Origin of the sequence: Mycolicibacterium iranicum (genome assembly GCF_002101705.1) — a bacterium.
Taxonomy (GTDB): Bacteria; Actinomycetota; Actinomycetes; order Mycobacteriales; family Mycobacteriaceae; genus Mycobacterium; species Mycobacterium iranicum.
On record NZ_LQPC01000054.1, the window covers coordinates 168000 to 194512 of the forward strand.

Genomic DNA, 26513 nt, shown 5'->3' on the forward strand with positions numbered 1-26513 from the left:
CCGCTTCCGCGATGCGGGCGTGGCAGGTGCGCAGGCCAGGCGCGATGTCGACGTCCCCGCTGACCCTCGCCACCGTGCCGGTTCCGGAACCCGGCCCCGGCGAACTGTTGGTGGCGGTGCGCGCCTGCGGGGTGTGTCGTACCGACCTGCACGTCACCGAAGGCGACCTCCCCGTACACCGGCCCAATGTCACGCCGGGGCACGAGGTGGTCGGCGAGGTCGTCGGGATCGGAGACGGCGTCACTGCGTTCGCGCCGGGGGAACGGGTCGGTGTGGCATGGCTACGCCACACCTGCGGGTCGTGCCGGTTCTGTTTGCGCGGCCAGGAGAACCTGTGCCCGGCATCCCTCTACACAGGTTGGGATGCCGATGGCGGCTACGCTGAATTCACTACGGTGCCAGCCGCTTTCGCGCTGCCACTGCCGACGGGATACGCCGACGAAGCGCTCGCGCCGCTGCTGTGCGCCGGCATCATCGGATACCGCGCGCTGCTGCGCGCCGACCTGCCCGAGAAGGGGCGACTGGGCATTTACGGCTTCGGCGGCAGCGCGCACCTGACCGCTCAGGTGGCCATCGCCCAGGGGGCCGAAGTACATGTCATGACGCGCGGACGGCAGGCTCGAGAACTGGCGCTGGACCTCGGTGCCGCGTCGGCGCAGGGCGCGACGGATATGCCGCCGGTTGCGCTCGATGCCGCGATCCTGTTCGCTCCGGTTGGCGAGCTCGTCCTGCCTGCGCTGGAGGCCCTCGATCGCGGCGGCACGCTATCGATCGCCGGGATCCACCTCAGTGACATCCCCGCTCTGAACTACCAGCGCCATCTCTTCCAAGAGCGGCAGGTGCGCTCGGTGACGTCGAACACCCGCGCCGACGCGCACGCGTTCCTCGACTTCGCGAGCCGTCACCGCCTGGAGGTCACCAGCCCCCAGTACCCCCTCGACCGTGCCGATGTCGCCCTTGCTGATCTGAGTGCAGGCCGGATCTCGGGAGCGGCCGTCTTGATCGTCCAGCCGTCCTAGAGCGCGGCCCAGCGAGTCAGCTCAGATGCCACACCAGCGCGGCCGCCAGGGCGCCGAGCCCGTTGAGCGACCAGTGCAGGGCGATGGGCGCGATCAGACTGCCACTGCGGCGGCGCAGCCAGGTGAAGACGAAACCCGCCGCGGCCGTGGCGATGACGGCCCCGACGACCCCGGCGACCATGCCGAACACCCCGCCGCCGAGGATCTCGGTGAACCCGACGTTGCTCGCCGTCAGCCCCAGGGACGTCGCGATGTGCCACAGCCCGAACAGCAGCGAGCCCGCGGCGGCCACGCCACGCCAGCCCCAGGCTCGGTCCAGCGCTCCGTGCAGCACGCCGCGGAACGCCAGCTCTTCGGGGATCACGGTCTGCAGCGGGATGATGATCATCGATGCGAGTAGCGCGCCCGACAGCGTCGCATAGTTGTCGTTGAGGAACATGGGCCGCGTCCACGGCAGCAGGGCGCCGATCGCGACGACGGTGCCGACGACCGCGACGGCACCCAGCGCGTAGCCGGCTCCGGATCGCCAGTGCTCGCGGCCGAGGCCGAGTTCGGACCACCCGAGGCCCCGGGAACGGACCAGCATCAGCAGACCCACCGCGGCCGCGGGAACGACGGCCACATTGGCCCACGGTGTCGTGAAGTGCGCGACCAGATTCGACAACGCCAGCACCACGACCACGATCGCAATGTCGACGTAGATCCGGAAGTGGTGCAGCGCCGCCAACTGAGCGACCACGGGGTGGGCCTCTTCTGGCGCGGCGATGGCTTCAGACATAACCGCACCAGGGTACCGGCTGATTCGGTGCGGTCAGTTATTCGTTGTCGCCGCCGGTGGCCGAGGTGGAGTCCGCGGCCGACGTGCCGAAGCCGGACTCCCTGGCCGCGGGCCAGACCCAGTCCTTGACCTCGGGGATGTCGTCGCCGAATTCGCGGGTGTACTCGCGCGCCGCGATGCGCTTGTCGGACATCTGCTGCCGCAGCGTCGCACAGGTCGAGCCCAACGAGGGAACGCGGTCGATGACGTCCATGACCAGGTGGTAGCGGTCGAGATCGTTGAGCATCACCATGTCGAAGGGCGTGGTCGTGGTGCCCTCCTCCTTATAGCCGCGCACATGGAGGTTGTCGTGGCCGGCGCGCCGGTACGTGAGCCGGTGGATCAACCAGGGGTAGCCGTGGTAGGCGAAGATCACCGGTTTGTCGGTGGTGAAGATCATGTCGAAATCGCGGTCGGGCAGCCCGTGCGGATGCTCGGTGTCGTCCTGGAGACGCATCAGATCGACGACGTTGACGAACCGCACCTTGAGGTCGGGCAGGTGCTGGCGCAGGATGTCGGCGGCCGCCAGCGCCTCCAGCGTCGGGATGTCGCCCGCGGAGGCCAGGACCACGTCGGGATCTGTGCCGAGCACCTCCGAACCCGCCCACTCCCAGATGCCCAGCCCACGGGTGCAGTGGGCGACGGCCTGGTCCATCGTCAGGAAGTTCGGCGACGGCTGCTTGCCGGAGACGACCACGTTGACGTACTGGCGTGATCGCAGGCAGTGGTCGTAGGTCGACAGCAGAGTGTTGGCATCCGGCGGCAGGTAGACACGCACCACCTTCGCGCTCTTGTTGACGACGTGGTCGATGAAGCCGGGATCCTGGTGGGAGAATCCGTTGTGGTCCTGTCGCCAGACATGGCTGGACAGAAGATAATTGAGGCTCGCGATGGGCCGCCGCCACGGGATGTGGTTGGTCACCTTGAGCCACTTCGCATGCTGGTTCAGCATCGAGTCGACGATGTGGATGAAGGCTTCGTAACAGTTGAAGAGCCCGTGCCGGCCCGTGAGCAGGTAGCCCTCCAACCAGCCCTGGCACTGATGCTCCGACAGCATCTCCACCACCCTGCCGACCCGCTCGAGGTGCTCGTCGACCTCGGGGCCGACGAATTCGGCGTTCCATTGTTTGCCGGTGGCGTCGTAGACGGCTTGTAGACGATTCGACGCGGTCTCGTCGGGCCCGAATATGCGGAAGTTGTCGGGGTTCAGCCGGATCACCTCGGTGAGCCATTGTCCGAGCACGCGCGTCGCTTCGGCGACGGTGGCGCCGGGGGCGGGCACGTCGACGGCGAAGTCACGGAAGTCGGGCAAGCGTAGGTCCCTGAGCAACAGCCCACCGTTGGCGTGGGGGTTGTCGCTCATCCTCAGCTGCCCGTCGGGTGCCAGGTCGGCGATGTCGGAGCACAGCTTGCCGTCCTCGTCGAACAGTTCGCCGGGGCGGTAGGACGACAGCCAGTCGGCGAGGACCCCGAGGTGCTCGCTCGTGTCGCGCGCGCTCGCCAACGGCACCTGATGGGCGCGCCAGGAGCCGGTCGTCTTCTTCCCGTCGATGTAGTCCGGCCCAGTCCAGCCTTTCGGCGTACGGAAGACGATCATCGGCCACGCGGGCCGCGAATCGTCGGCCGCGGCGGCCCGGGTCTTGATGTCGGCGATCTCATCGAGGACGTCGTCGAGCAGCGTCGCGAACCGGCGGTGTGCGTCAACACGCGAGTCCTGGTCAGCGGATGGGTCGTCGGGAACCTCGAAAAAGTAGGGCTTGTGGCCGTACCCGACCATCAGCGCGTGCAGTTCCTCAGTCGGGATGCGGGCGAGCAGCGTCGGGTTGGCGATCTTGTAGCCGTTGAGGTGCAGGATCGGCAACACCACCCCGTCCTTGGCAGGGCTGACCAACTTGTTCGAGTGCCAGCTGGTCGCCAGTGGCCCGGTTTCGGCCTCGCCGTCGCCGACGACGGCCGCGACCAGCAGATCCGGATTGTCGAATGCCGCACCGTAGGCGTGCGACAGTGCGTAGCCGAGCTCGCCGCCCTCGTGAATGGAACCGGGGGTTTCCGGCGCCACGTGGGACGGGATTCCGCCGGGGAACGAGAACTGCCGAAACAGGCGTCGGATGCCCTCGGTGTCCTGGGTGATGTCGGAGTAGATCTCGCTGTAGGTGCCGTCGAGGTAGGCGTTGGCGACGAGCCCTGGTCCGCCGTGACCGGGGCCGGTCAGGTAGATCGTCGACTGCTCGCGCTGTTTGATCGCCCGGTTGAGGTGGGCGTAGAGGAAGTTCAACCCCGGCGTGGTGCCCCAGTGGCCGAGCAGGCGCGGCTTGACGTCTTCCGGCGTCAAAGGAGTACGCAGCAACGGATTGTTGAGCAGATAGATCTGGCCCACGGAAAGGTAGTTGGCTGCCCGCCACCATCGATCGAGCTGCTCGATGCCCGCCTCGTCCAGCTCACGGCGGTCGACGGTCTTCCACGCGGTGGTCGGTGGGGCCTCGGCTGTGGTCGTGCTGGTCATCTCTCCATCCAACTCCGCTTCGGGGTGCGGTCAACTCGTACCCGATGGCGGGCACGTTAATCTTTCTCCCGTGATGGCCGAGGGAGCGTTGCTGACGTCCCTGCGTGTACTGGATCTCTCGCCCGGTGAGGGCGATGCCGTGAGCCGGATACTGGCCGACCTGGGTGCCGACGTCCTGAAGATCGAACCGCCCGGTGGCTCCCCATCGCGCGCCAACAAGCCGACGGTCGCCGGGATCAGCATCCCGTTCGCCCTGGACAACGCGAACAAACGCTGCGCGCAGTTGGACCCGGCCGTGGCCGGCGATCGAGCGCGGCTTATCGAGCTGGCGGCGACCTGCGATGTCGTCGTGGATTCCGGAAACCCCGGTGGCGCAGCGCTGTTCGGCACGTCCTGCCAGGAGCTCGCGGCGATGTTCGACCACGTGGTCGTGCTGTCGGTCACCGATTTCGGGAGCGCGGGTCCGCGGGCATCGTGGCGCGCCACCGACGCCGTGCTGTACGCGCTGTCCTCGGCGCTCTCACGTACCGGCCCGACATCCGGCACCCCGGTACTGCCGCCCGACGGTGTGGCATCGGCGACGGCCGCCGTTCAGGCCGCATGGGCGGTTCTGGTCGCCTACTACGATCAATTACGCTGCGGCAAGGGCGATTTCATCGACTTCTCGCGGTACGAGGGGGTTGTGCAGGCGTTGGATCCGCCCTTCGGATCCGAAGGCCAGGCCGCCGTCGGGCTGAAACCACCCGCCGAACTGTGGCGGGGCAGGCCGCGCAACCAGCAAATCTACCCGATCTTCGAATGCCGAGACGGGCATGTGCGGATCTGCCTGCTGTCCCCTCGCCAGTGGCGGGGCATGTGGGGCTGGCTGGGAGAGCCCGCACAGTTCGCCGGGCCGGAGTTCGAGACCATCGCCGCGCGTTACGCGGCATCAAGAGAACTCAACGCCGCGATGGCCGAACTGTTCGCCCCGCAGGCCATGGCCGATCTCGTCACGCAAGGTCAGACCCGGGGTGTGCCCGTCGCGGCCGTGCTGTCACCCGCTGAGGCATTGTCGGCCGACCATTTTCGCGAGGTGGGCGCGCTGCGGGACGAGGTCCTCGCGCCGGGCACCGCCATCACCATGCCTGTCGGACCTCTCACCATCGACGGCGTTCACCACGGATATCGGCAGGCACCGCCGGCCGCCGGTTCGGACGGGCCGGCGTGGCTCGACCGTCGATCCACCGAAACCGCTCCGCGCGAGGCGGTTTCATCCTCATCGCGTCCCTTCGCGGGTTTGCGGATTCTGGACCTCGGCGTCATCGTCGCCGGCGGTGAGCTCGGTAGGTTGTTCGCCGACCTCGGCGCCGAGGTCATCAAGATCGAAAGCCCGAACTATCCGGATGGGCTCCGGCAGAGCCCGCCGGGCAAGAAGATCAGCAGATCCTGGGCGCTGACCCATCGCAACGAGGAAAGCCTCGGTATCGATTTGCGCCATCCCGCGGGCGCCGAGCTGTTCTGCAGGCTCGTCGAGGGCGCCGATGCGGTGTTCGCCAACTTCAAGCCGGGCACGCTGGCCGCACTCGGCTTCTCCTACGATCGGTTGCGCAACCTCAAACCCGGCATCGTCCTTGCCGAGAGCAGCGCATTCGGCGACCGCGGCCCGTGGAGCGCCCAGATGGGTTACGGCCCCCTTGTCCGGGCGTCCACCGGCGTCACGAGACTGTGGACATCACCGGACGCCGAACCGGGGACGTTCTACGATGCGACGACCATCTTCCCCGACCATGTCGTCGCGCGGCTGACCGCCATCGCTGCGCTGGCCGCCTTGATCCGCGGTAGGGGCGGACACGTGCACATCTCGCAGGCAGAGGCGGCCATCAATCAGCTCGCCGCCACCTTTGTCGCCGAATCCGCCCGGGCCGCGGGTCATTCCGTCGATACCGGGGACACCGCACTCGACGGGGTGTTCCCGTGCTCGGGGGACGACGAGTGGTGCGTCATCTCGCTGCGGTCACCCTCCCACCACGCCGCGCTCGCCGCCCTGCTCGGACGGACGGAGCTGCCCACCTCGCGCGCCGAACTGAGAGCGACGGTGTCGGACTGGACCGCGACGCGGGACAAGCGCGCCGTCGCCGATGCGCTGCAACAGCTCGGCGTGCCGGCTGCGCCGATGTACCGCGCCGCCGATGTCGCCGCAGATGCCCAGGTCGTCTTCCGGAAGTTGTTCACCGACATGGTGCATCCGTTGCTCGACCGGCCGATTCCAGCCGAGACAGCGCCCGCCGCGTTCACACGCATTCCGCGCGCCGACCTTCGCCCAGCTCCGATGCCGGGCCAACACACCTACCAGATCTGCCGGCGAGTGCTCGGGTTGAGCGCCGAGCAGACCGGCGATCTGATCCGTGATGGCGCCCTGTTCGCCTATGACGAGCACAATTAGGAGGCTCACCCGCAATGCCCATCGACCCAAGAACACCGGTACTCGTCGGCTACGGCCAGGTGAATCAGCGCACCGAGGATCCCACGGTGGAACCTGTCGATCTGATGGTCTCCGCCGCGCGTGCCGCCGCCGATCCCCGTGTACTCGAGGCCATCGATGCCGTGCGCATCGTCAACCTGCTGTCGTGGCGGTATCGCGACCCCGGACTGCTCGTGGCGCAACAGATCCGGGCCACCAAAGCGGCCACCCGCTACACCGGCATCGGCGGCAATGTGCCGCAAACCCTGGTGAATTTGGCCTGTCTGGACATCCAGCAGGGCCGTGCTGACGCCGTCCTCATCGCGGGCGCCGAGACCTGGCGCACCCGAACCCGGATGCGGGCGCAGGGCAGAAAGCTGCAGGGGACACGTCAGGACGAATCGGTGCCGCTGGCAGCGGGTTCGGACGAAAACATGCCCATGGCGGGACCCGGTGACCTCAAGATCCACCTCGACCGGCCGGCATACGTGTACCCGATGTTCGAGCAGGCGGTGCGCATCGCCGCGGGCGAGTCACCGGATGACCACCGCCGCCGCATCGGTGAACTGTGGGCACAATTCTCTGCCGTGGCGGCAGACAATCCGAATGCCTGGAGCCGGGAAAAGCTCACCGCCGAGCAGATCTGGCAGCCGTCGCCGAAGAACCGGATGATCAGCTGGCCCTACACCAAGCTGATGAACTCCAACAACATGGTCGATCAAGGCGCGGCGCTCATCCTGACATCGGTGGAGAAGGCGACGTACCTGCAGATCCCAAGAGAACGTTGGGTTTTCCCCTACGCCGGCGCCGACTCTCACGACACCTACGCCATCGGCGAGCGAGCCGAGTTCCACACGTCGCCGGCGATCCGCGTCGCAGGGAAGCGAGCGCTGGAGTTGGCGGGTGCCGACATCGACGACATGGACCTCGTCGACGTGTACTCGTGCTTCCCGTCGGCGGTGCAGGTGGCGGCCAACGAACTCGGCCTCCCGATCGGGGACCCGAACCGGCCGCTCACGGTCACCGGCGGACTGACATTCGCAGGCGGACCGTGGAACAACTACGTCACGCACTCTATTGCGACGATGGCCGAGCACTTGACCTCTGAGCCCGGCCGGCGCGGTCTGATCACCGCCAACGGCGGCTACCTCACCAAGCACAGCTTCGGGGTTTATGGCACCGAGCCGCCCAGCCACGAGTTCCGTTGGGAGGATGTGCAATCCGAGGTCGACCGGGAGCCGACGCGCACGGCAATCGTCGACTGGAGCGGCGTGGGGACCGTGGAGACATGGACGACGCCGGTCGACCGCGACGGGCAGCCGGAGAAGGCTTTCCTCGCGGTGCGCACCCCTGAGGACGCCCGCGTGCTCGCAGTCATCCCGGATCCTGACGGCGCGGCGGCGACGGTGCAGGACGACATCGCGGGGGCACGGGTCCGGGTGAACGACGACGGTACCGCCGCGCTGGTCTGACTACAGCAAGCCCAGCGCAGCGACTGCTGCTCGCTCGGAGCGCAGTTCGTCGACCGATGCGTCGATGCGGGCGCGTGAGAACGGGTTGATGTCGAGGCCTTCGACGATCTCCCAGCGGCCACCGACCGAGCGACAGGGGAACGAACAGACGAGACCCTCCTCGATGCCATAGACACCGGGCGAGGGCAGCGCCACCGAGGTCCACTCACCGTCGGGTGTCCCGTGCACCCAGTCGTCGATGTGGTCGATCGCGCCGTTGGCGGCAGACGCGGCGGAGCTGGCGCCCCGCGCCTCGATGATCGCCGTGCCTCTTCGGGCCACGGTCGGAATGAAATCATCAGTGAGCCAACGGGTGTCGGCGGCGTAGTCGGCACCGGCGCGCCCACCGACGACGGAGTGGAAGATGTCGGGATACTGCGTCGGGGAATGGTTGCCCCAGATGATGATCTTGCTGATCTCGGTGACCGGCACCTTCGCATGCCGCGACATCGCCGAGACGGCACGGTTGTGGTCGAGGCGAGTCAGCGCGGTGAAGCGGTCGCCGGGGATGTCTGGGGCGTGCGCCGAGGCGACGAGCGCGTTGGTGTTGGCGGGGTTTCCGACGACGAGCACCCGCACGTCCTCGCTCGCACCTGCGTTGAGCGCCTTGCCCGCCGCCGCGAAGATGGTCGCGTTGGCGCTGAGAAGATCGGCGCGTTCCATGCCTTTCGTGCGCGGCTTGGCGCCGATCAACAACGCGACGTCGACGCCGTCGAACGCCCGCACCGGGTCGTCGTAGATCTCGGTGTTCGCCAGTAGGGGGAATGCGCCGTCGTCGAGTTCCATCACGACGCCTTCGGCGGCGCGTACGGCATCGGGCAGTTCCACAAGTCGCAGATTCACCGTGGTATCCCGGCCGAGCATTGCCCCTGCCGCGATGCGGAACAGCGCAGCGTACCCGATCTGGCCTGCGGCTCCGGTGACAGCGACGGTGACAGGGGTGGAGGTCATGGCGCCAACCCTAGTCAGGGGGCGTCGGCAGGAACGTCGGTATAGGTAGTGGTGTAGCTCTCAGCCGAGAACGTGAAGCCTTCGCCGCTCAGTTCGGAAAGGCATGAAATGCCGGTTGTCTCTTGGATATTGCATCGGAACCCGGCGACGGCGAGGATCCGGTTGAAGGGGAGTTCCGTGGCCGGGCCGGGGTCCAGTGTGAAACCGGGTGCCTGCTGCGCGACGAAGCGGGCCTCGCCGGTGCGTTCGACCACGATGGCGTTGGGTGTGGTGAGGTCCCCGTCGGGTCCGGGCACCTCGTCGGGGGCGCCGTCAATCCCGATGCTCGCCGACTGGGCGCTCTGACATCCGGCGCTGGTGCGGGGGATGATCGCGCACTCCCATCGGCCGCTCGGCGAGGTGAAATAGTAGCCGGTCCGCCCGGCGACGTCGGCGGCGAAGTGGAACGCATTCGCCAGGTGCGCATTGCTCGGTCGGGTCGTCGTGGTCGGCGGAGGCGCTGCGGCGGTGCTTTGCGATGGCGAAGCGTCCTCGGTGGTGATCACCCTGGGCGCGCCGCATCCCGCGGTCAGAATGACCGCGGCCAGGCCGATAGAGATCGGGAAACGCATACGCCCATTGGACCATCCGGCTAGGTTGCCATTTTCTTGCGCAGCTCATCGTCGAGCGAGACCCGCACCAGCGCCGCAGCCAGGGGTGCGCACTTGTCACCGGCAAGTTGCCCCAGCTTCGCGGCGTCGTCGGGCAGCCCGAGATCCTTGGCGGCTCCGCGGGCCCGTTCGTCGAAGTACGGGCGGACCCAAGTCCACACGCCCTGCACCTCGCGCAGGTAGATGTCGGCACCGGTGTCGCCGATGCCCTTGAAGTCCTTCAGCAGCTGCTTGGTCTTGTCGACGTCGTAGTCCGCGCGGGACGCGAGAGTGCGCATGTCACCGCGGTACTCGTCGCGGACGAAGGTGGCGATGTCAACGAGCCGGTCGGCCGAGCTCTCGTCGTAGCGGGCGTACCCGGCGCGGCCGAATGCGTCGATGACCGTCTTGCGGTTGGCGTTGAGCACTGCGTCGGGCGTGCGGAGCTTCTCACCGAAGATCTCTTTGGCGGCCTTGGTGGCGATCGTCGCGTCGATCGGCTTGCTGGCCAGCATGCACAACACCAGAAGCTCGAACAGCGGCATGGGCTTGTCGGCCAGGGTGATGCCGGCTTGCTCGGCGTAGGTCGTCCCAGCCTCGTCCAGCAGGCGGCGGGTCAATTCGTCGGAGCTCATCAGCCTCGGCTACCCGGTGGGAAAGCGACGAATCCGCTATTTGGCGGGCAGACTTTTCGCGTAGGCGACGCCACGGGTGACCCAGGGCGACAGCTGTCGTGTTGTCTTGACCCCGTCGCCGGCGACCCGCAGCCAGCCGCGGGTCTCTCGGCCGGCCATGATCATCGGCTCGACGTGGGCCCGCGCCAGCAGTTTCTCGGTCTCGTCGGGAGGAACCCGTACCAGGAGCCCGCCCTGGGAGCTGACAGCCACCGACATGTTGCCGTTGATCAGGAATGCCAGCCCGCCGAACATTTTCTTCTCCTCGACACCCCGTTCGGCGGCGATGAGTTCGCGGATGCGGTCGGCGAGTTCGGCGTCGTAGGCCACGGCTTCACGCTAGCGACGGATGGCGCGACGAGCGCGCGCATTTGTACGGTGACACGCCGGTCAACTGTGTACAAACACGCGCGCTCGCGGTGCAAGGTGCCGAATCAGGCGGCGACGGTCACCGCCTCTGCCGCCGGCTCGAGGGCCTGCGCGACGATCTCCGCCACGTCGGTCATCGGCCTGACGTTCAGAGCCTCCAGCACGTCGGCGGGGACGTCGTCCAGGTCCGCCTCGTTGCGCTGCGGGATGAACACCGTCGAGAGCCCGGCGCGTTGCGCGGCGAGTAGCTTCTGCTTGACGCCGCCGATGGGCAGCACCCGGCCGTTCAGCGTGACCTCGCCGGTCATGCCGACATCCGAGCGCACCTGACGTCCGGTCGCCATCGAGACCAACGCGGTCACCATCGTCACGCCGGCCGACGGGCCGTCCTTCGGCACCGCACCCGCGGGCACGTGCACGTGGATTCGACGGTCGAGTGCCTTCGGGTCGACACCGAGTTCGGCAGCGTGCGAGCGGACGTAGGACAGCGCGATCTGCGCCGACTCCTTCATCACGTCGCCCAGCTGACCGGTCAGCTGCAGGGCCCCGTCACCCGAGGAGGACGGAGTCGACCCGGCCTCGATGTAGAGGACGTCACCCCCGAGGCCCGTGACAGCCAGGCCGGTCGCCACGCCCGGCACCGCCGTGCGTTCCGCCGATTCCGGCGTGAACCGCGGACGGCCCAGGTACTCAACGAGATCTGGTTCGTCGACGATGATCGGCGAAGGATTCGCGTCGAGTTTGGTCGTCACCTTCCGCAACGCCTTCGCCAACAGCCGCTCGAACTGGCGCACGCCCGGCTCGCGGGTGTAGTCCGCGGCGATCTTGCGCAGCGCCGCGTCCGTCACCGTCACTTCCTCGGACGTCAGCGCCGCGCGCTCGGACTGCCTGGGCAGCAGGTAATCCCGGGCGATCGCGACCTTATCGTCCTCGGTGTAGCCGTCGATCGTGACCAACTCCATCCGGTCCAGCAGCGCCGACGGGATGTTCTCGATCACGTTGGCGGTCGCCAGGAACACGACGTCGGACAGGTCCAGGTCGAGGTCCAGGTAGTGGTCCCGGAACGTGTGGTTCTGCGCGGGATCGAGCACCTCCAAAAGAGCCGCAGACGGGTCGCCTCGGTAGTCGGAGCCGACCTTGTCGATTTCGTCCAGCAGCACAACAGGATTCATCGACCCCGCCTCGCCGATTGCGCGGACGATGCGGCCGGGCAGCGCACCCACGTAGGTGCGCCGGTGCCCGCGGATCTCCGCCTCGTCGCGCACACCGCCCAGGGCGACACGCACGAACTTGCGGCCCAGCGCACGCGCGACAGACTCACCCAGCGACGTCTTGCCGACACCCGGGGGACCGGCCAGCACCATGACGGCGCCGGAGCCGCGCCCACCCACGACGGCCATGCCGCGCTGAGCGCGACGGGCTCGCACCGCCAGGTATTCGACGATGCGGTCCTTGACGTCGTCGAGTCCGTGGTGATCGGTGTCGAGGATCTCCCTGGCCGCCTTCAGGTCGGTCGAGTCTTCGGTGGTGATGTTCCACGGCAGGTCGAGCACGGTGTCCAGCCATGTGCGGATCCAGCCGCCTTCGGGGCTCTGGTCGCTGGACCGCTCCAGCTTGCCGACCTCGCGCAGCGCAGCCTCGCGCACCTTCTCGGGCAGGTCGGCGGCCTCCACGCGGGCGCGGTAATCGGCTTCCCCTTCCTGGCCATCAGGACCCAATTCGCCGAGCTCCTTGCGGATGGCGTTCAGCTGCTGGCGGAGCAGAAATTCCTTCTGCTGCTTGTCCATTCCTGCGCGGACGTCCTCGGCGATCTTGTCGGTCACCTCGACCTCGGCGAGATGCTCACCGGTCAGGTCGATCAGCAGCCGCAGCCGTGCCGACACATCCTCGGTCTCCAGCAGATCGCGCTTCTGGACGTCGGTCAGGTACGACGCGTAGCCGGCCGTGTCGGCCAATGCAGACGGGTCGGTGATCTTGTTGACCACGTCGATGATCTGCCACGCTTCGCGACGCTGCAGCATTGCCAGTAGCAGTTTCTTGTATTCGGCGGCAAGGGCTTTCGTCTCGTCGGTGATGACGGGGTCGACCACTTCCTCGATGAGCACCCACAGAGCCGCGCCGGGTCCGGTGGTACCGGATCCGATATGGGCGCGCTTCTCACCCTTGACGACGGCGGCGGCCCCACCTCCGGGGACACGGCCGACCTGCACGATCGATGCCAGCACACCGTAGGTGGGGTAGCGGTCGTCGAGCCGCGGCGCGATCAGCAACTTGCCGGATTCGCTGGCTTGCGCGGCATCGACGGCGGCGCGTGCTGCATCGTCGAGCTCGATCGGCACCACCATCCCGGGCAGCACGATCGGCTCGCTCGCGAAGAGCACCGGCACAGCGCGCGACGCATTTGTGGGTTCAGGCATCAGACCTCCTGGGCTCATTCAACTGAAAGTTGAACCTGATGCGCTCAACTCTGTCGGAGCGCCCTTTGTTCCCTGGGGCTGTTCGGCTCACAGCGGAATAACCACCGTCGGTGGACGGTCATAGCCACCATGACCTCAGATCCGATTACAGGCCAGGTCGTCGCGATCACCGGCGCCAGCAGCGGTATCGGTGAGGCGACGGCGCGCCTGCTGACCGCCCGCGGTGCGCGCGTGGTACTGGGCGCCCGCCGCGCCGACCGCCTCGACATGCTCGCCGATCAGTTAGGCACCGCCGAGGTGGCGACCGTCGCCACCGATGTCACCGCTGCCAAGGATTCACAGCGGCTCGTCGACACCGCCGTCGAGCGGTTCGGTCGACTCGACGTGCTCGTCAGCAATGCCGGGATCAGCACGATCAGTCCGTTGGGCGACGGTGACGTGGCCGGCTGGGACGCGATGATCGACGTCAACTTGCGCGGGGTGCTCTACGGGATCGCCGCGGCCACTCCCGTCTTCCGCCGCCAGGGCAGGGGTCACTTCGTGACGACGGTGTCGACGGCGGGGCTGAAGATCGTTCCGAACATGGGTGTCTACGCGGCCACGAAAAACGCGATACGCACCGTGATGGAGGCTTTGCGTCAGGAATCTACGGACGGCGTCATCCGCACGACGTCGATCTCGCCGGGGTTCGTCAACACTGAACTCGACGGGTCGATCTCCAACGAGGCGCTGCGGGAGCGGATCCGTGCCGATATGGATGCGTTCGGCCTGCAGCCGGACGCCGTGGCCCGGGCCATCGCATTCGCGATCGAGCAGCCCCACGACGTCGAGATCGGCGACCTCACCATCCGCCCCACCCGCCAGGGCTGACATCGGCCCATCCGGCACCGGCGAGACGAGTTTCGCCAAATCTGTTGCGGGACAGCTGGGCTGCAACAGGTCAGGCCGCGGCACCCTCAGAGTCGGCACATTGAATGCAGTCGGCCGAGTCGATGTCGACGCCGCCGCAGGTGGGGCAGATGAAAGGGATCACGGCAGTCTCCAGGGTCGCAGTCCGGCATCGGCGTGGTCGACGCGCCGGTTCGCTCTCTCGGTACCCGGGCGTGGCCCCGCACAAAACGCGCCGCAGCGCCGTGGTCACACTGTGGTCATTTTTGTGGGTCGGTCATCTTTGTGGGTCATCGTTGCCCCACACAGCAGAGAGCCTGCCGCTCGGGGGAAACGGCAGGCTCTCTGAGTGTGGTGGGTTTACGCGGTGGCCTGAGCGCCCAGGACCCGCTGAATGTCCGGCTTCATCTGCTGCAGCTGCTGTCCCCAGTAGCCCCAGCTGTGCGTTCCCGCGGTCGGGAAGTTGAAGACGCCGTTTGTGCCGCCGGCCGCGATGTAGTTGTCACGGAAGGCGATGTTGGTCCGCAGCGTGAATCCTTCGAGGAACTGCGCCGCCATCAGGTTCGGGCCACCGCCGGTGTCCAGATCTGACGGGGTGCCGGTGCCGCAGTAGATCCAGATCCGAGTGTTGTTGGCCACCAGCTGATTGATGTTGACCATCGGGTCGTTGCGCTTCCACGCCGGGTCCGACGACGGGCCCCACATGCTTTCGGCGTTGAACTTGCCTGCGTCGTTCATCGCCAGACCGATCAGCATCGGCCACCAGCCCTCCGACGGATTCAGGAAGCCCGAAAGCGAAGCAGCGTAGATGAATTGCTGCGGATGGTAGATCGCGTAGGTCAGCGAAGCGCTGCCGGCCATCGAGAGGCCGACGACGGCGTTGCCCGTCCGCGAGACGCCGCGGTTGGCCTCCAGCCACGTCGGCAGCTCCTGGGTCAGGAACGTCTCCCACTTGTAGGTGTAGTCCTGGCCGTTGCCGCGAGAGGGCTGGTACCAGTCGGTGTAGAAGCTGGACTGGCCGCCGACGGGCATGATCGTCGACAACCCGGACTGGTAGAACCACTCGAACGCCGGGGTGTTGATGTCCCAGCCGTTGTAGTCGTCCTGCGCGCGTAGGCCGTCCAGGAGATACACGGCGTGCGGGCCACCGCCCTGGAACTGGATACGGATGTTGCGGTTCATCGAGGGCGAGAACACGTCGAGGTACTCGACGGGAAGACCGGGGCGCGAGAACGCGCCGGCAGTCGCCGAACCTCCTGCGAAGCCGATCAGCCCGGGCAACGTAGCCGCGGCCAGGGCGGCAGCAGCCACCCGCCGAAGCGCCCTCCGCGTCGTGCCCTGAAACTTCTCTTTCCACTTCATAACGGCAATCCACACCTTTCTCGTCAACGTCCGCCTGGTTCGCAAACATGCCGTCTGGTTTCAGGGCTAATGGAACACGCTCAGACCAGGTAATCAGCGGCCCGACACAGGGACTGCCGGTCGCGGTTGGCTAACGATTGCGACTCAGGCCGGACTCGTCGAGTCTTCACAAAGTGTTGTGACCAGTGTGAATAGTGCGATTTCTGAGGTTGCGATCCACTGTTGCGCGCCTCACCGGTCCATGTCGTGGCGGCCGGCACCGGCAGTAGCTTGGACAGATCGGCGCAAAAGGGGGTGGCTGAGATGTTCCACGAGCAACCGTTCGACCTCGACCGCTTCGTCGCGGCACAGGACGGCGTATACGCAACTGCCCTGGCTGAGATTCGGGCGGGGTCCAAGCGCAGTCATTGGATCTGGTTCGTCTTCCCTCAGCTCCGGGGCCTGGGGCACAGCTCGACAGCCCAGCGGTTCGGGATCGCATCGCTCGAGGAGGCGCGTGCCTATCTCGCTCACCCTGTGCTCGGGCCGAGGCTGCGAGAGTGCGCGGAAGTCCTCGCGACGCACGCCGGACGGTCGGCGACCGAAATCCTCGGCTACCCAGACGATCTGAAAGTTCGCTCGTCGATGACGCTGTTCGCGAATGCCGCCGACGATGCCGCACCATTCCGCGCGGTGCTGGATGCCTTCTACAACGGAGACGACGATCCGGCCACAGTGGACCTGCTCGCCTGATCGGTCAGCGCGGCGCCAGAATCAGCCAGCCGTGAGGCGCAACCGAGGTCTCGGTGACGATCTCGGCGGGTGGGGCACCCGAACCGGCAACCACTTCAGCACGCTGCACCCCAAGATCGGTAAGGGAGAGCGAGACGGCCTCATCGCCCACGTTCAGGGCGACCACAAGGGCGTCATCACCGCAACGCGTCGTGTAGACGTACGACGTGTTGGTCACCGCCAGCGGAGCGGTTCTGGCCGAGTGCAGCCACGGATGCCTGCGCCGCAGCCCTATGAGGTGCTGGTGGGACCGGAAGACCTGATGGCCATGTTCGCCGACTCCCTCGAAAGGCGCGCCGAACTCGGGCCGAACCGCATCGTCACCGCCGAAACGCTCCTCCTTGACACCGCGGTAGGCCACCTCGTCACCGGCGTAAACGCTGGGAGTGCCACCGGTGGTCAGCAGGATCACAAGTGCATGCTCGACGTGGTCGGTGTTGGTCAGTTGGCTTGCGATGCGGGTGACATCGTGGTTGCCGATGAAGGTGAGCGGGACGAAGGTGTCGAGGAACTCGTTGTGCCGCTTGAGCGCCCAGTCCAGCTCGTGGAAGTTGGCGTCGTTGATGCTGCTCCAGATTGCCTTCCACAGTTCGTACTGGGTGACGGAGTCGAACCCGGAATCACGAACGCGCGCTTCGTAATCGCCGTGAATCACCTCGCCGACGAACCACGCCTCCGGATGTCTGTCGCGAACTTGCGGGAGCACCTGCGACCAGAAGGCATCGGAAACCGCGTAGGCAGCGTCGAGTCGCCAGCCGTCGGCTCCGCGGCCGAGCCAGTGGCTCATCACGTCGACCGTGTAGTCGACGACCTCCGCGCTGCGGTGGTTCAGCGCGATGAGGCCGCCGTGCCCCTCGAATGTCGCGAACTCGTGGCCGCGCACCCGAAACCATGACCGGTCACCGCCGTCGACGGCTTCGCGATACCGCGGAAAGTCGGTTCCCACGTGATTGAACACGCCGTCGAGCAGCACCCGGAGGCCGCGGCGGTGCGCTTCGCCGACGAGGTAGTCGAAGTCCGCGTCGTCACCGAGGCGGGGATCGATGCGGTAGTGGTCGACGGTGTCGTAGCCATGGGTTTGCGAGGCGAACACCGGACCCAATGCCAGACCGGAGGCCCCGAGTTCGACTGCGTAGTCGAGCCAGTCCGCGACGCGGCGCAACCGGTGCTGATCGGCGGTCGGCGCGGGATCGGCCGGAAAGGCTCCGACGAAGCCGAGCGGATAGACCTGCCACCAGATGACGTGCTCGACCCAACCCGCGGTCATGGCCGAAATGCCTTTGCGTACAACGCCTTCATCTCCTCCGTCAGTTCGGGCGCCGGTCCGTCGACGACGATGCCGGGAGCGATCGTCGTGATCGGCAGCCCGGCCACCGGGGCGGGCGGGGCATTCCACTCGCCCAGCCACTGTGTCAGCTGCGCTGCCGATGCGGCATAGACAACCCGCCCCAGACCTACCCACGCATGCGCGGCGGCGCACATCGGGCAGTGCTCACCCGAGGTGTAGACCGTGGACAGCGCACGTTCGGCGGGGGACAGGTGCTCGACGGCCCACTTCGCGATCGCGAACTCGGGGTGACGGGTGGCGTCGCCGTCCTTGACCCGGTTGTGGTCCTCGAAGCGGACTGTGCCCGAGGGGTCGAGCAGCACCGAGCCGAAAGGTTCATCGCCGTCCTCGAGCGCCCGGCCTGCTAGCTGCACACAGCGCCGCAAGTACCGTAGGTCGACATCGGTGACTGCCACACGGCGGAGTCTACGCAGCAGGCGGGAGGGGACATGCGCGAGTTCGTATGGCACTGCAACGAGATCGAGGCTCAGGCCGACCTGTTCGCAGATCATCTGGACGGGGCCGACCTGACGACGGCCGTACCGTCCTGTCCGGGGTGGACCGTCGCACAGCTCGCCTGTCACGTCGAGGCCGGGCTGCGCTGGGCGCGGGAGGTCGTCGAGACGCGCGCCGAGTCCCCGCCGTCGGACACGGAACTGCGCGACCTGGCGGGGGTCGATGACGAGGACGCGGCAGAGCTGGCGGCGGCGTTGCGCGGTTCTGCGACCGGACTGGCGCGCACACTGCGCGAAGCGGGGCCGGCCGAGCAGATGTGGTGTCCGGTGCCCGGCGGTGGCAGCGGGTTTTTCGCCCGCCGCTTCGCGCACGAGACGGCGATGCACAGAGCCGACGCCGCCCTCGCACTCGACGTCGACTACACGCTGCCGAACTTCCTCGCCGTCGACGGGGTGCAGGAGTGGCTCGAACTGGGCTGTATGCCCTTCCATTTCGAGGTACACCCGTGGATGCGGGAGCTGCTGGGGCCCGGACGCACCATCGGTTTGCACACCACCGACACCAACGACGATTGGCTACTGGACTTCACAGGCGACGCGCTGGCTTGGCGCCGGGGGCCCGAGCCCACCGCCGCGGAGTTGCGCGGGCCGGTCACCGATGTGCTGCTCGTGCTGTATCGCCGCAAGCCCGTGTCGACGGTGCAGATCCGTGGGGACGCCGACCTGGTCGACTTCTGGATGGAACGGGTCGCGTTCGCCTGATCTCAGTCGCAGCACCGTGCGTGCTCGGCGGCCGACTCCTCGCGCGAGCGCTCGTCGATCCGGCATGCGCAGGACGCCGTGATCGGCACGTCGGCCCGCGCGGAAGCCAGTTCGAGCTGCTTGCCGACGATCACCGCTTCGGCATCGCGGCCCAGTCGGGTGAGGCATTCGTGGTACCCGTGCAGACTCCACACGTTGCCCGGGTGCTGGCACGGTCTGCTCAGCGTCGGATCGAGCCCGAGGTCGGCCGCGTACACCTGCGCGGCCTCCTCGACACGGTCCTGCTCGAGCAGCAGCGCCCCGAGCGCATGCCGCGTGGGTTGCATCCACCCCCAGGGTTCGTCGTACGGCAGATTGTCGTCCAGCTCGACAGCACGCCGCAGATGGGCGAATGCCGCGTCGAATTCACCTGCGCGATATTCGATTTCGCCGTCGAGCATGGCCGCCGCCACGGCGAGGATGTCGCGGCTGGTGTTGTTGAACAGGTATCTGCTGTCCGGGATCCGTTCGTAGGCCCTCACGAAGTGATCCCGTTCGGCTTTGGCCTGATCGAGATGCCCGCTCGCGGCGTGTGCCACCCCGCGCCCGTAGTGAATGGTCGCTGCTGTCGTGCAGTACAGCTCGGCGTCTTCGGGCAGCGGTGTCGCGATCAATTCGTCCCATCGACCGAACCGCACCAGCACGTGTATCCGCAACGGCACGAACGCTTCCAGCCAGTCCGCCATCGGTGGTGACTCAATGGCGAGCAATTCGGGCGTCAGCTGTTCGGCGAGCTCGTCGGCGGCCTGCAGGGCGACGGCCGAATTGCCCTCGAACATCGCCGAATACACGATGAAATGCAGATTGTGCGCGCGGTACAGCGAGTAAAAGTTCAGCGGGCCTTGGTGTTCCACGAAACGTCGATCGACGCGCACCGCGGACTGATTTGCCACCACCGAGTCGCGGTAGTTGCCGCACAGCACGTCGATGTGGCTGGGCATGTGCTGAAGATGCCCGGCGTCGGGCACCAGGCCGCGTAGCAGGTCGGCGGCGGGCAGCGCGGCCTGCGGAGTGGTCGACATCTCCATCGCGTGGATGTACAGATGCAGAATTCCCGGATGCTCACGTCCGACGCCGGTGGCGAGCGCGTCGTCGAGGAGGCGCTTGGCCTCCACGACGCGCGACCCGGGAGCGGGTTCACCGGTTCTGCTGTCCCACAACGCCCACGCGGTGACATTGACCAGAGCGTCGGCGGCAAGCGCAACCACGTCGATGTCGTCCGGATAGGCGGTCGCCAACGCCGCCATCGCGTCGGCATACGCAGTGTGACCTTCAGTCAAAGCGTGCGCGTCTTCGGGATCGTCGGTGGGGAAGCGGGCTGCCAGGGCGTTGATCAGCCCTTGCTCGACGGCGGAAGCCCGCCCAGCGGCCGCGAGTCGCAGTTCCATCCGCGCTCGGGCCAGCGACGCGCCGAGGTCCACGGGGTCGAAGGCCTCCCACCCCTTGTTGTAATTCGGTCCGATGGCGTAAGCGACACCCCAGCGTGCAAGCGCGAAGTCGGGGTCGAGTTCGAGTGCGCGGTCGAAACAGTGAATCGCTTCCTCGTGGTTGAAGGCATACGACCACACCATTCCGCGGTCGAACCACACGCGCGCCGCTTCCGACGGTGAGTCAGTCGGTCGGTGATAGGAGCCGAGGTCGTAGTAGGACTCGCTCATAGAGGGGACGATAATTCACCCGGGCGGCAGTGGCGAGAACTGCGAGGAAACACCCGGACGCCGCCCAGATCGCCAGTGTGGCCAGCGGGGTCGCCGCGCCGTGGCCGCCGAAGTAGGAGATGCTGCGCAGCAGCGACACCCCCGAGCCCTGCGGCACAATCGTCGTGAAAGTCGAGTAGAAGCCCGACAGCAGCGGCCGTCCGACCGGACCGGCGGCCGCGGCGTTGCCGACGACGACGAGGAAAAGGCCGAGCACCACCGACGCGGCAGTGCCGAACGCGGCTGCGACTCCGGTGACGGCGCCGCCGACGGCCATCGCGTAGAGCCACAGCACGCCGAACACCTGCCAAGGATGGCCGGTGAGCGCGTCCAACACCGGACCGACGTAGACGGTGACCGCGCCGGCCAGCACTGCGGAGAACGCGGCGAGCGAGACGGTGCGCAGCGCCAGGGTCGTCGGCGTGCGGACGCTGCCCATCAACCGCCCGAGCAGTGCGGCACCCAATGAGGCGCCGATCGAGATGAAGATGACGGCATAGAACTCGACGGTGCCCGACGGATCGCCCGCAGACGTCGGCGCGACGTCCTCGACGACGGGTGTCAGGCCTGCGCGCTCGGCCGTAGTGCGGCCGACCACTTCGGCGGCCGCGGCCACACTGTGTCCGCCGCCGCCTGCCACGTAGACGGTCATGTGCCCGTCCGGCGTGACGGCGAACGCGGTGTCGGCCGTCCGTTCGAGCACCTGGTTCCTTGCCGCCGCAGCATCACCAACTGGGTTGACAGTCAACGCATTTTGTTCGCGAAGCCCGTCGACAAGCTGCGCGGGCGCCGACACTGCGACGGTCATATGGTGCAGTGTCGGCTTGGCGAAGGCGCCGGAATAGCTGGCGACCATTGCCAGCACGAACACGGTCAGACCGGCCAGCGCAAGCACCGTGGTGCGGATGGTCGAGCGGTTACGGAACGCCGGAATGTCTTGGGTCTGATGTCTACCCACGGGAGGGTCCTTTCTGAGCTGACGTGATGCCGAGCAGCGCATCAACGGTGTCGAGCGCGGCGCCGATTCGGAGGGACAGGTCGGTGGCTTCCGGGTCCTCCATCCACGACCGCAGGACCTCGGTGAACCCGCCGACCAGAAACCGGGTTACGGCATCTGCGGAGATGGATGTGATGGTGTCGAGCACGGCCATGCCCTGACGGGCGATCTGCTCGCAGGGCGCGCGCAGTGCGTCGCGGTAGGTGACCAGAACGTACTGGTTGACGGTGCTGGGAACGACGTGCCGGAACAGGGCTGCGTGTTCTGCGGCGAATCCGAACAGCTCGAGGATCCGGGCCTTCGCATCCTCGGCCTGAGCGGGTCGCTTGCAGAAGAGGTGGCTGAACGCTGCGGCGATCGCGTCGTCGCGGTCGCGAAAATGACGGTAGAACACCTGACGGCTGACATCGGCCTGGGACACAAGGTCGCCGACGGAGATCTCGTCGACCGGTCGTTCGTCGGCGAGGAAGAGCGCCGCCTGGCGGAGGCGGCTTCTGACCCGCTCCGCGCGGGGATCCGCACTGCGACCTCTTTCTGACATGGGCACGAGCCTACGAGACTTTGTTTACACTTGTATACGAAAGATTAGGTTATCTATGACACCCTCGCGCCGGGCTGTGACCGGGCAGATATTCCGCCTTCGAACCATTTCGTCTACGACTGTGCCAATAACGGAGTCTTTGGGTCCCGACGCGGGCCAGTCAGAGGAAGGGCTCTTGTGGACATCGCGGCCGCGTCCTCGACCACGTCCGCCGACGCCACTCCGTCGGAGACGACGGCAGCCGACGAGACGACGGCAGCCGACGAGACGAGCGCACCGGCAGAGCCCAGCGATGACGGCTCTCTGCTCCTTCCGGGGCCAGGGCGTGATGGCCGGGGGCACATCTCCCGATGGCGCCCGAGGTGACGGTCATCCTCTTCACTCAGGGCACGGCGCTGGTGAGCCTGAGCTTCGAAAGCGCACCCGGTGACCCTGTTCAGCCGGACATCGCCACCGAGATCGCCACTAAGCAGGCGGCCGCCATTGAGGCCGGACTGCCGGAGTAGCCGATCAGTGGCCCGCCACTGTGATCAGATCAGTGGCCCGCCACTGTGATCAGATCAGTGGCCCGCCACTACATCTGACTCATCGACATCCACGGGGTCCTTCGCGCCAGGCAGGAACGAGAACGCCACGCACACAAGGCCGAAGAACAGGTAGCCCAGCGCAACCGACGGACTCGCCGCCCAGGTGACCTCAGGCGCGTGAATCAGGCCGATGAACGAGAGCACGGCCGCCACAGCCGCCGCGGTCGCGGAGTAGAGGAACTTCTTCTCCAAAATGAACACGACCATGGTGCCAAGCAGCATTCCGCTCAGCACCGCGCCTTCGCCCAGTGTCTTCAGACCCTCGTAGACGACGCCGGCACCGTTGAGGGCCTCAGCTGTCACCTCGGTGGCGGTCGTCCCCGCAGCGGAAAGAGCATTGTCGATCTGCGTCTTGCCCCATTCGGCAAGATTGGGCAGCAGCGCGGCAACGACCGCGATGGCGTGCAGCCTGGGGACCGCCTGGAAAGCCTGTGCGCCGATCAACAGACCGATGTAGAGCAGAATCGGGACGATGGCAGGCACCGGAAGTAAGGCAGCCAGGACACCGAAAAGACCGACAAAACAGAAGATCCCAATGACCGCACCGCTGGCGAGCGAGTAGCCGGCCCGCCCTCCGGCGTCCTTCCAGCCCGGGTGGCCGATGTATACCGCCGGCGGGAACGGCGAACCGAACGCCGAACCGATCACCGCACCCGCCCCGTCGGCGAGAAGAACGCTGCGCAGGTAGTAGTTGTCGCCGGCGGCCGCGGCGCTCTCGACATTGCTCATCGCTTCGGTGAAGTTGTAGACCCCCAGCGGAATCGCTGTACCGAGTAGTGGCGCGAGATCGGCAAGACCGTTGAACAGCATGTCGATTCGCAGGTCGGGGATACCGATGGCGATGTTGCTGAAGGCTGCCCCGACATCGGGCGCCGACATGTAACCGCCTGCCCACCCGATCGCGGTGCCGACCAGTAGCGCCACCAGGCCGATCGGAATGCCGCCTGGCAGTTTCACATTGGTGAAGAAGCCGATCAGGATGATGGCGAGGACGGGCAGACCGATCCAGGCCGCCTCCCACATCTGAGCGGCGGGGCGCATCGAGATGAACGTGATCGAGATGCCCGCGAGGGTGCCCAGCATCGCAGCACGCGGCGTCAGCTTGCGAATGTAGGGTCCGACGAATGCGCCGATCATGACGATGACGCCGATCAGGAAAGCCCACGCCAGTCCTGCCTGCCACGCCTGAATCGGGTTGTCGGTGGCGAGATACACCGGCAGCATCACCACGAACACCACGATGAACATGTGCGGGACGCTCGGGCCGTACGGCAGCGCAGTGACGTCGGTTCGGCTTTCCCGCTTGGCCAGCCGCCGGGCGAGGAATGTGTAGTAGAGATTGCCGAGTATCAGCGCGACCCCGAGCGCCGGGAGCACCGTACCGAGGACGTCGTCGGCAGGGACCGCGATCACGCCGATCATCAAGCCGGTTAGAGTCAGGACGTTGACAAGGATGTTGAAGCCCAGCCCGAAGAACGCGTTGGTGTCGCCCTTGGTCCACCAGGCGAGCGAGACCGGTTTGGCCACAGGCGGTTCCATCGGATCGGCAGGAGGCGGAGTGGTGACGTCGGTGCTCATCGGGGTCCTCTCAGGCTGCTGTCGTGGTGAGGTTGGAGAGTGCGGGAATCACGGCGGAGGTGTCGGCGACCCAGCCGAATATGCCGCCCTGGGCCTTGATCATCTCGAGGCCGATCCGCTGAAACTCCGGGAAATACGAGCCGACGCAGTCGGATACGACGAGGCACTCGTAGCCGCGGTCGTTGGCCTCCCTCGTGGTGGTGTGCACACACACCTCGGTGGTCACCCCCGTGACGAGCAGTTGGGTGATGCCGGCCCCAGTCAGAACGTCGGATAGCTCGGTGGCATAGAAGGCGCCCTTACCGGGCTTGTCGATGACGACTTCACCATCGATTGGCGCGAGTTCGTCGACGATGTCGTGGCCGTACTCGCCGCGGATCAGGATGCGACCGTACTTGCCGGGGTCGCCGATGCGTTTCGACGGCGCACCGCGGTTAAGCTTCGCCGGTGGGCAATCCGACAGATCGGGTCGGTGGCCTTCGCGGGTGTGGACGACCATGATGCCGGCCGCGCGGGCCGCCGCGATCAGCGTAGTCAGGGGCGGAACCACTTTCAAAAGCTGACCGACGTCGTTGCCGAGACTCTCGCCAAAGCCGCCCGGCAGCAGGAAGTCCCGCTGCATGTCGATGACGACGAGCGCGGTTTTGTCCTCGACGAGCCGAAAGGAGGACGGTTCGGCGGGGATCTCGACGATGTGGTTCACAGGCGCTCCTGAGCGTGGGAATCAACGGTGGACGGCGATACGGCCGGTTGAGAGGTTCGGATGGGACGTGGTTCGTCGAGGAGTTGGGCGGCCAGTTGGAGCACCGTGTCGTCAGTGAGCGCGTTGCCGAGAAGCATTGCGCTGTAGGGACTTCCCGCTGCAGTGACACCGAGCGGTATCGCAACGCCCAGCAGGTCGAGCAGATTCCCGAAGTGGGTGTAGTGGCCGAGCATCGTGTTGCAGTCGATCGGCGCTGCGAGCACTTCGTCGACGGTGAACGTGGTGCCGATGGTGGGCACCACCAGCACGTCCATCTGTTGCCACAGCCGACCGACGCACGCCTTGAGCTCCTGCAGCTTTTGCAGCGCTGCGAAGGCGTCGACGGCGGTGTACTTGTGCCCGCCTTCGAAGATCTGCCGGACCACCGGATGGATCGATTCGGGCTGCTGCGCCAGGAAATCACCGAATTCGACGAGTCGTTCAGCGACCCACGGACCCTGATATAGGAGCTCTCCCGCCGCCAAGAAGGGTTCGAGTGATACTTCGACAGTCGTGTGGGTGCGGGACAACTGTTCGCGAAACGCCAGGTGTGCATCGCGCATGTCGTCGTTGCCGAAGAATTCGAGCTCAGACTCGAGTGGCAGACCGACGCGAATCTCGCCGCCGGCGAATCGTGGACCACGGTCGCGGGACCACGGGTCACCGTCATCGCGGCCGATCATGATGTCGAGCACCCGGTCGACGTCGTCGATGGAGCCGGCCATCACACTGAGGCAGTCGAGGGATTTACAGGCCGGGACAAGTCCGACGGTGCTGATGAGCCCGCGCGAGGGCTTGAAACCGACGACACCGTTGAGTGCGGCGGGAACGCGGCCGGATCCGGCGGTGTCAGTGGCCACCGCGAAGGGCACCTCGCCCAGCGCGACCGCGAGGGCGGAGCCCGAACTCGAACCACCAGAGATCGTTTCGTTGCCATACACGCTGCGCGGGATGGTGTGAGGCGTGCGGGTGCCGTTGAGGCCGGTGGCGAATTGGTCCAGGTTCGTCTTGCCGACGTACAGCGCACCGGCGTCGATGAGTCTTTGAACCGCAGGTGCGGTGGCGGCGGCGACGTAGGAGTAGTCGGGACAGGAGAGTGTAGTGGGGTAGCCCGCGACGTCGATGCTGTCCTTGACGCCGAAGGGCACTCCGTAGAGCGGCAGCGTGGGCCCCGGGCCGGCGTTCGATCTCCTCGGCGGCGGCAATCAGCTCGTCGCGAGGAACGGTGGACAGCCAGGTCCCGTCGTCACCTCTGGCGGCTATGGTGTCGGCGACACGGGCGGCGGTCTTGGTGGGCGAACCCGTTCCGCTTGCGTGCGAAGCAAGGATTTCCGACACAGAGGGCCCGATTGCCGGTCCGAGGAAATTGGTGGACACATCTGTCGATTGTCGACAGAATCGTGGCGAACTGTTGTCAACCGTGTGTCGATCGTGTTA

General features: G+C 66.6%; 22 protein-coding genes and 1 pseudogene. 7 read left to right on the plus strand and 16 right to left on the minus strand.

Annotated elements, in window-relative coordinates; genetic code table 11:
• Nucleotides 1–11 precede the first annotated feature (11 nt).
• Complete coding sequence (locus tag AWC12_RS26700) at nt 12–1019, plus strand: zinc-binding alcohol dehydrogenase family protein (RefSeq protein WP_036464100.1); 1008 nt, start codon at nt 12–14, stop codon at nt 1017–1019.
• 16 nt (nt 1020–1035) lie between these two features.
• On the opposite strand, the gene AWC12_RS26705 is transcribed toward AWC12_RS26700, so the two are convergent.
• On the minus strand, nt 1036–1797 hold the full coding sequence (locus tag AWC12_RS26705; RefSeq protein ID WP_085178014.1) for a CPBP family intramembrane glutamic endopeptidase: 762 nt from the start codon (nt 1795–1797) through the stop codon (nt 1036–1038).
• Between the two features lie 37 nt (nt 1798–1834).
• On the minus strand, nt 1835–4339 hold the full coding sequence (locus AWC12_RS26710) for a phosphoketolase family protein (protein ID WP_085178015.1): 2505 nt from the start codon (nt 4337–4339) through the stop codon (nt 1835–1837).
• A 73-nt stretch (nt 4340–4412) separates the two neighbouring features.
• On the opposite strand from AWC12_RS26710, the gene AWC12_RS26715 reads away from it, so the two are divergent.
• Entirely contained in the window at nt 4413–6761 is a 2349-nt protein-coding gene (locus AWC12_RS26715) for a CoA transferase (RefSeq protein ID WP_085178016.1), read from the plus strand.
• Nucleotides 6762–6775: 14 nt separating this feature from the next.
• A complete protein-coding gene (locus tag AWC12_RS26720) occupies nt 6776–8251 on the plus strand; it encodes an acetyl-CoA acetyltransferase (protein ID WP_085178017.1) in 1476 nt (491 codons plus the stop codon).
• On the opposite strand, the gene AWC12_RS26725 is transcribed toward AWC12_RS26720, so the two are convergent.
• The 5 genes from AWC12_RS26725 to lon all read right to left on the minus strand — a co-directional run bounded on the left by AWC12_RS26725 (nt 8252) and on the right by lon (nt 13330).
• The gene (locus AWC12_RS26725) at nt 8252–9241 is read right to left on the minus strand and encodes a malate dehydrogenase (RefSeq protein ID WP_024444846.1); all 990 of its coding nucleotides are present in this window, start codon (nt 9239–9241) and stop codon (nt 8252–8254) included.
• Between the two features lie 14 nt (nt 9242–9255).
• Nucleotides 9256–9852 carry a hypothetical protein gene (locus AWC12_RS26730; RefSeq protein ID WP_024444847.1) on the minus strand — a complete coding sequence of 199 codons (597 nt, stop codon included), beginning with the start codon at nt 9850–9852 and terminating at the stop codon, nt 9256–9258.
• Nucleotides 9853–9872: 20 nt separating this feature from the next.
• Entirely contained in the window at nt 9873–10505 is a 633-nt protein-coding gene (locus AWC12_RS26735; protein ID WP_085178018.1) for an HhH-GDP family DNA glycosylase, read from the minus strand.
• Nucleotides 10506–10541: 36 nt separating this feature from the next.
• Nucleotides 10542–10874 carry a TfoX/Sxy family protein gene (locus AWC12_RS26740; protein ID WP_024444848.1) on the minus strand — a complete coding sequence of 111 codons (333 nt, stop codon included), beginning with the start codon at nt 10872–10874 and terminating at the stop codon, nt 10542–10544.
• A gap of 104 nt (nt 10875–10978) precedes the next feature.
• Nucleotides 10979–13330 carry an endopeptidase La gene (lon, locus tag AWC12_RS26745; RefSeq protein ID WP_085178019.1) on the minus strand — a complete coding sequence of 784 codons (2352 nt, stop codon included), beginning with the start codon at nt 13328–13330 and terminating at the stop codon, nt 10979–10981.
• Nucleotides 13331–13459: 129 nt separating this feature from the next.
• On the opposite strand from lon, the gene AWC12_RS26750 reads away from it, so the two are divergent.
• Nucleotides 13460–14200: an SDR family oxidoreductase gene (locus tag AWC12_RS26750; RefSeq protein ID WP_024444850.1), complete on the plus strand. Its 741-nt coding sequence runs from the start codon at nt 13460–13462 to the stop codon at nt 14198–14200.
• Nucleotides 14201–14578: 378 nt separating this feature from the next.
• Here AWC12_RS26750 and AWC12_RS26755 read toward each other — a convergent pair whose 3' ends face one another.
• Nucleotides 14579–15580: an esterase family protein gene (locus AWC12_RS26755; RefSeq protein ID WP_085178020.1), complete on the minus strand. Its 1002-nt coding sequence runs from the start codon at nt 15578–15580 to the stop codon at nt 14579–14581.
• A 303-nt stretch (nt 15581–15883) separates the two neighbouring features.
• On the opposite strand from AWC12_RS26755, the gene AWC12_RS26760 reads away from it, so the two are divergent.
• On the plus strand, nt 15884–16312 hold the full coding sequence (locus AWC12_RS26760; protein WP_085178021.1) for a DUF1810 domain-containing protein: 429 nt from the start codon (nt 15884–15886) through the stop codon (nt 16310–16312).
• Nucleotides 16313–16316: 4 nt separating this feature from the next.
• Here the strand turns inward: AWC12_RS26760 and AWC12_RS26765 are convergent, their stop codons facing one another.
• Both AWC12_RS26765 and AWC12_RS26770 read right to left on the minus strand, forming a co-directional pair.
• On the minus strand, nt 16317–17618 hold the full coding sequence (locus tag AWC12_RS26765) for an alpha-amylase family protein (RefSeq protein WP_024444853.1): 1302 nt from the start codon (nt 17616–17618) through the stop codon (nt 16317–16319).
• Nucleotides 17615–18094, minus strand: coding sequence for a nucleoside deaminase (locus tag AWC12_RS26770; RefSeq protein ID WP_024444854.1), 480 nt, complete (start codon nt 18092–18094; stop codon nt 17615–17617). The genes AWC12_RS26765 and AWC12_RS26770 overlap by 4 nt, the downstream gene beginning before the upstream one ends.
• A 33-nt stretch (nt 18095–18127) precedes the next feature.
• Here AWC12_RS26770 and AWC12_RS26775 point away from each other — a divergent pair, with 33 nt between their 5' ends.
• Nucleotides 18128–18895 (plus strand): maleylpyruvate isomerase family mycothiol-dependent enzyme, encoded by a 768-nt coding sequence (locus tag AWC12_RS26775; protein WP_024444855.1) that lies wholly within the window; start codon nt 18128–18130, stop codon nt 18893–18895.
• A 2-nt stretch (nt 18896–18897) separates the two neighbouring features.
• Here AWC12_RS26775 and AWC12_RS26780 read toward each other — a convergent pair whose 3' ends face one another.
• Genes AWC12_RS26780 through AWC12_RS26790 form a run of 3 tightly spaced genes read right to left on the minus strand, consistent with a single transcriptional unit; the run spans nt 18898 to nt 22169 of the window.
• Entirely contained in the window at nt 18898–20592 is a 1695-nt protein-coding gene (locus AWC12_RS26780) for a tetratricopeptide repeat protein (protein ID WP_024444856.1), read from the minus strand.
• A complete protein-coding gene (locus AWC12_RS26785; RefSeq protein WP_085178022.1) occupies nt 20546–21589 on the minus strand; it encodes an ABC transporter permease family protein in 1044 nt (347 codons plus the stop codon). The genes AWC12_RS26780 and AWC12_RS26785 overlap by 47 nt, the downstream gene beginning before the upstream one ends.
• Nucleotides 21582–22169 (minus strand): TetR/AcrR family transcriptional regulator, encoded by a 588-nt coding sequence (locus AWC12_RS26790; protein WP_085178055.1) that lies wholly within the window; start codon nt 22167–22169, stop codon nt 21582–21584. The genes AWC12_RS26785 and AWC12_RS26790 overlap by 8 nt, the downstream gene beginning before the upstream one ends.
• Before the next feature lie 350 nt (nt 22170–22519).
• Here AWC12_RS26790 and AWC12_RS31245 point away from each other — a divergent pair, with 350 nt between their 5' ends.
• Nucleotides 22520–22675, plus strand: coding sequence for a hypothetical protein (locus AWC12_RS31245; protein WP_165762859.1), 156 nt, complete (start codon nt 22520–22522; stop codon nt 22673–22675).
• Between the two features lie 54 nt (nt 22676–22729).
• On the opposite strand, the gene AWC12_RS26800 is transcribed toward AWC12_RS31245, so the two are convergent.
• The 3 genes and pseudogenes from AWC12_RS26800 to AWC12_RS26810 all read right to left on the minus strand — a co-directional run bounded on the left by AWC12_RS26800 (nt 22730) and on the right by AWC12_RS26810 (nt 26453).
• On the minus strand, nt 22730–24334 hold the full coding sequence (locus tag AWC12_RS26800) for a SulP family inorganic anion transporter (protein WP_085178023.1): 1605 nt from the start codon (nt 24332–24334) through the stop codon (nt 22730–22732).
• Between the two features lie 10 nt (nt 24335–24344).
• On the minus strand, nt 24345–25037 hold the full coding sequence (locus tag AWC12_RS26805; RefSeq protein WP_085178024.1) for a cysteine hydrolase family protein: 693 nt from the start codon (nt 25035–25037) through the stop codon (nt 24345–24347).
• Nucleotides 25034–26453, minus strand: a pseudogene (locus AWC12_RS26810) (allophanate hydrolase). Before AWC12_RS26810 ends, AWC12_RS26805 begins: the two are co-directional and overlap by 4 nt.
• Between the last annotated feature and the right edge of the window lie 60 nt (nt 26454–26513).

What these genes read in the sequence shown, in the direction of transcription:
- AWC12_RS26700 (WP_036464100.1), top strand. Translation starts at nt 12, where the DNA reads ATGCGGGCGTGGCAGGTGCGCAGGCCAGGCGCGATGTCGACGTCCCCG.
- AWC12_RS26705 (WP_085178014.1), bottom strand. Translation starts at nt 1,797, where the DNA reads ATGTCTGAAGCCATCGCCGCGCCAGAAGAGGCCCACCCCGTGGTCGCT.
- AWC12_RS26710 (WP_085178015.1), bottom strand. Translation starts at nt 4,339, where the DNA reads ATGACCAGCACGACCACAGCCGAGGCCCCACCGACCACCGCGTGGAAG.
- AWC12_RS26715 (WP_085178016.1), top strand. Translation starts at nt 4,413, where the DNA reads ATGGCCGAGGGAGCGTTGCTGACGTCCCTGCGTGTACTGGATCTCTCG.
- AWC12_RS26720 (WP_085178017.1), top strand. Translation starts at nt 6,776, where the DNA reads ATGCCCATCGACCCAAGAACACCGGTACTCGTCGGCTACGGCCAGGTG.
- AWC12_RS26725 (WP_024444846.1), bottom strand. Translation starts at nt 9,241, where the DNA reads ATGACCTCCACCCCTGTCACCGTCGCTGTCACCGGAGCCGCAGGCCAG.
- AWC12_RS26730 (WP_024444847.1), bottom strand. Translation starts at nt 9,852, where the DNA reads ATGCGTTTCCCGATCTCTATCGGCCTGGCCGCGGTCATTCTGACCGCG.
- AWC12_RS26735 (WP_085178018.1), bottom strand. Translation starts at nt 10,505, where the DNA reads ATGAGCTCCGACGAATTGACCCGCCGCCTGCTGGACGAGGCTGGGACG.
- lon (WP_085178019.1), bottom strand. Translation starts at nt 13,330, where the DNA reads ATGCCTGAACCCACAAATGCGTCGCGCGCTGTGCCGGTGCTCTTCGCG.
- AWC12_RS26750 (WP_024444850.1), top strand. Translation starts at nt 13,460, where the DNA reads ATGACCTCAGATCCGATTACAGGCCAGGTCGTCGCGATCACCGGCGCC.
- AWC12_RS26755 (WP_085178020.1), bottom strand. Translation starts at nt 15,580, where the DNA reads ATGAAGTGGAAAGAGAAGTTTCAGGGCACGACGCGGAGGGCGCTTCGG.
- AWC12_RS26760 (WP_085178021.1), top strand. Translation starts at nt 15,884, where the DNA reads ATGTTCCACGAGCAACCGTTCGACCTCGACCGCTTCGTCGCGGCACAG.
- AWC12_RS26765 (WP_024444853.1), bottom strand. Translation starts at nt 17,618, where the DNA reads ATGACCGCGGGTTGGGTCGAGCACGTCATCTGGTGGCAGGTCTATCCG.
- AWC12_RS26775 (WP_024444855.1), top strand. Translation starts at nt 18,128, where the DNA reads ATGCGCGAGTTCGTATGGCACTGCAACGAGATCGAGGCTCAGGCCGAC.
- AWC12_RS26780 (WP_024444856.1), bottom strand. Translation starts at nt 20,592, where the DNA reads ATGAGCGAGTCCTACTACGACCTCGGCTCCTATCACCGACCGACTGAC.
- AWC12_RS26790 (WP_085178055.1), bottom strand. Translation starts at nt 22,169, where the DNA reads ATGTCAGAAAGAGGTCGCAGTGCGGATCCCCGCGCGGAGCGGGTCAGA.
- AWC12_RS31245 (WP_165762859.1), top strand. Translation starts at nt 22,520, where the DNA reads ATGGCGCCCGAGGTGACGGTCATCCTCTTCACTCAGGGCACGGCGCTG.
- AWC12_RS26800 (WP_085178023.1), bottom strand. Translation starts at nt 24,334, where the DNA reads ATGAGCACCGACGTCACCACTCCGCCTCCTGCCGATCCGATGGAACCG.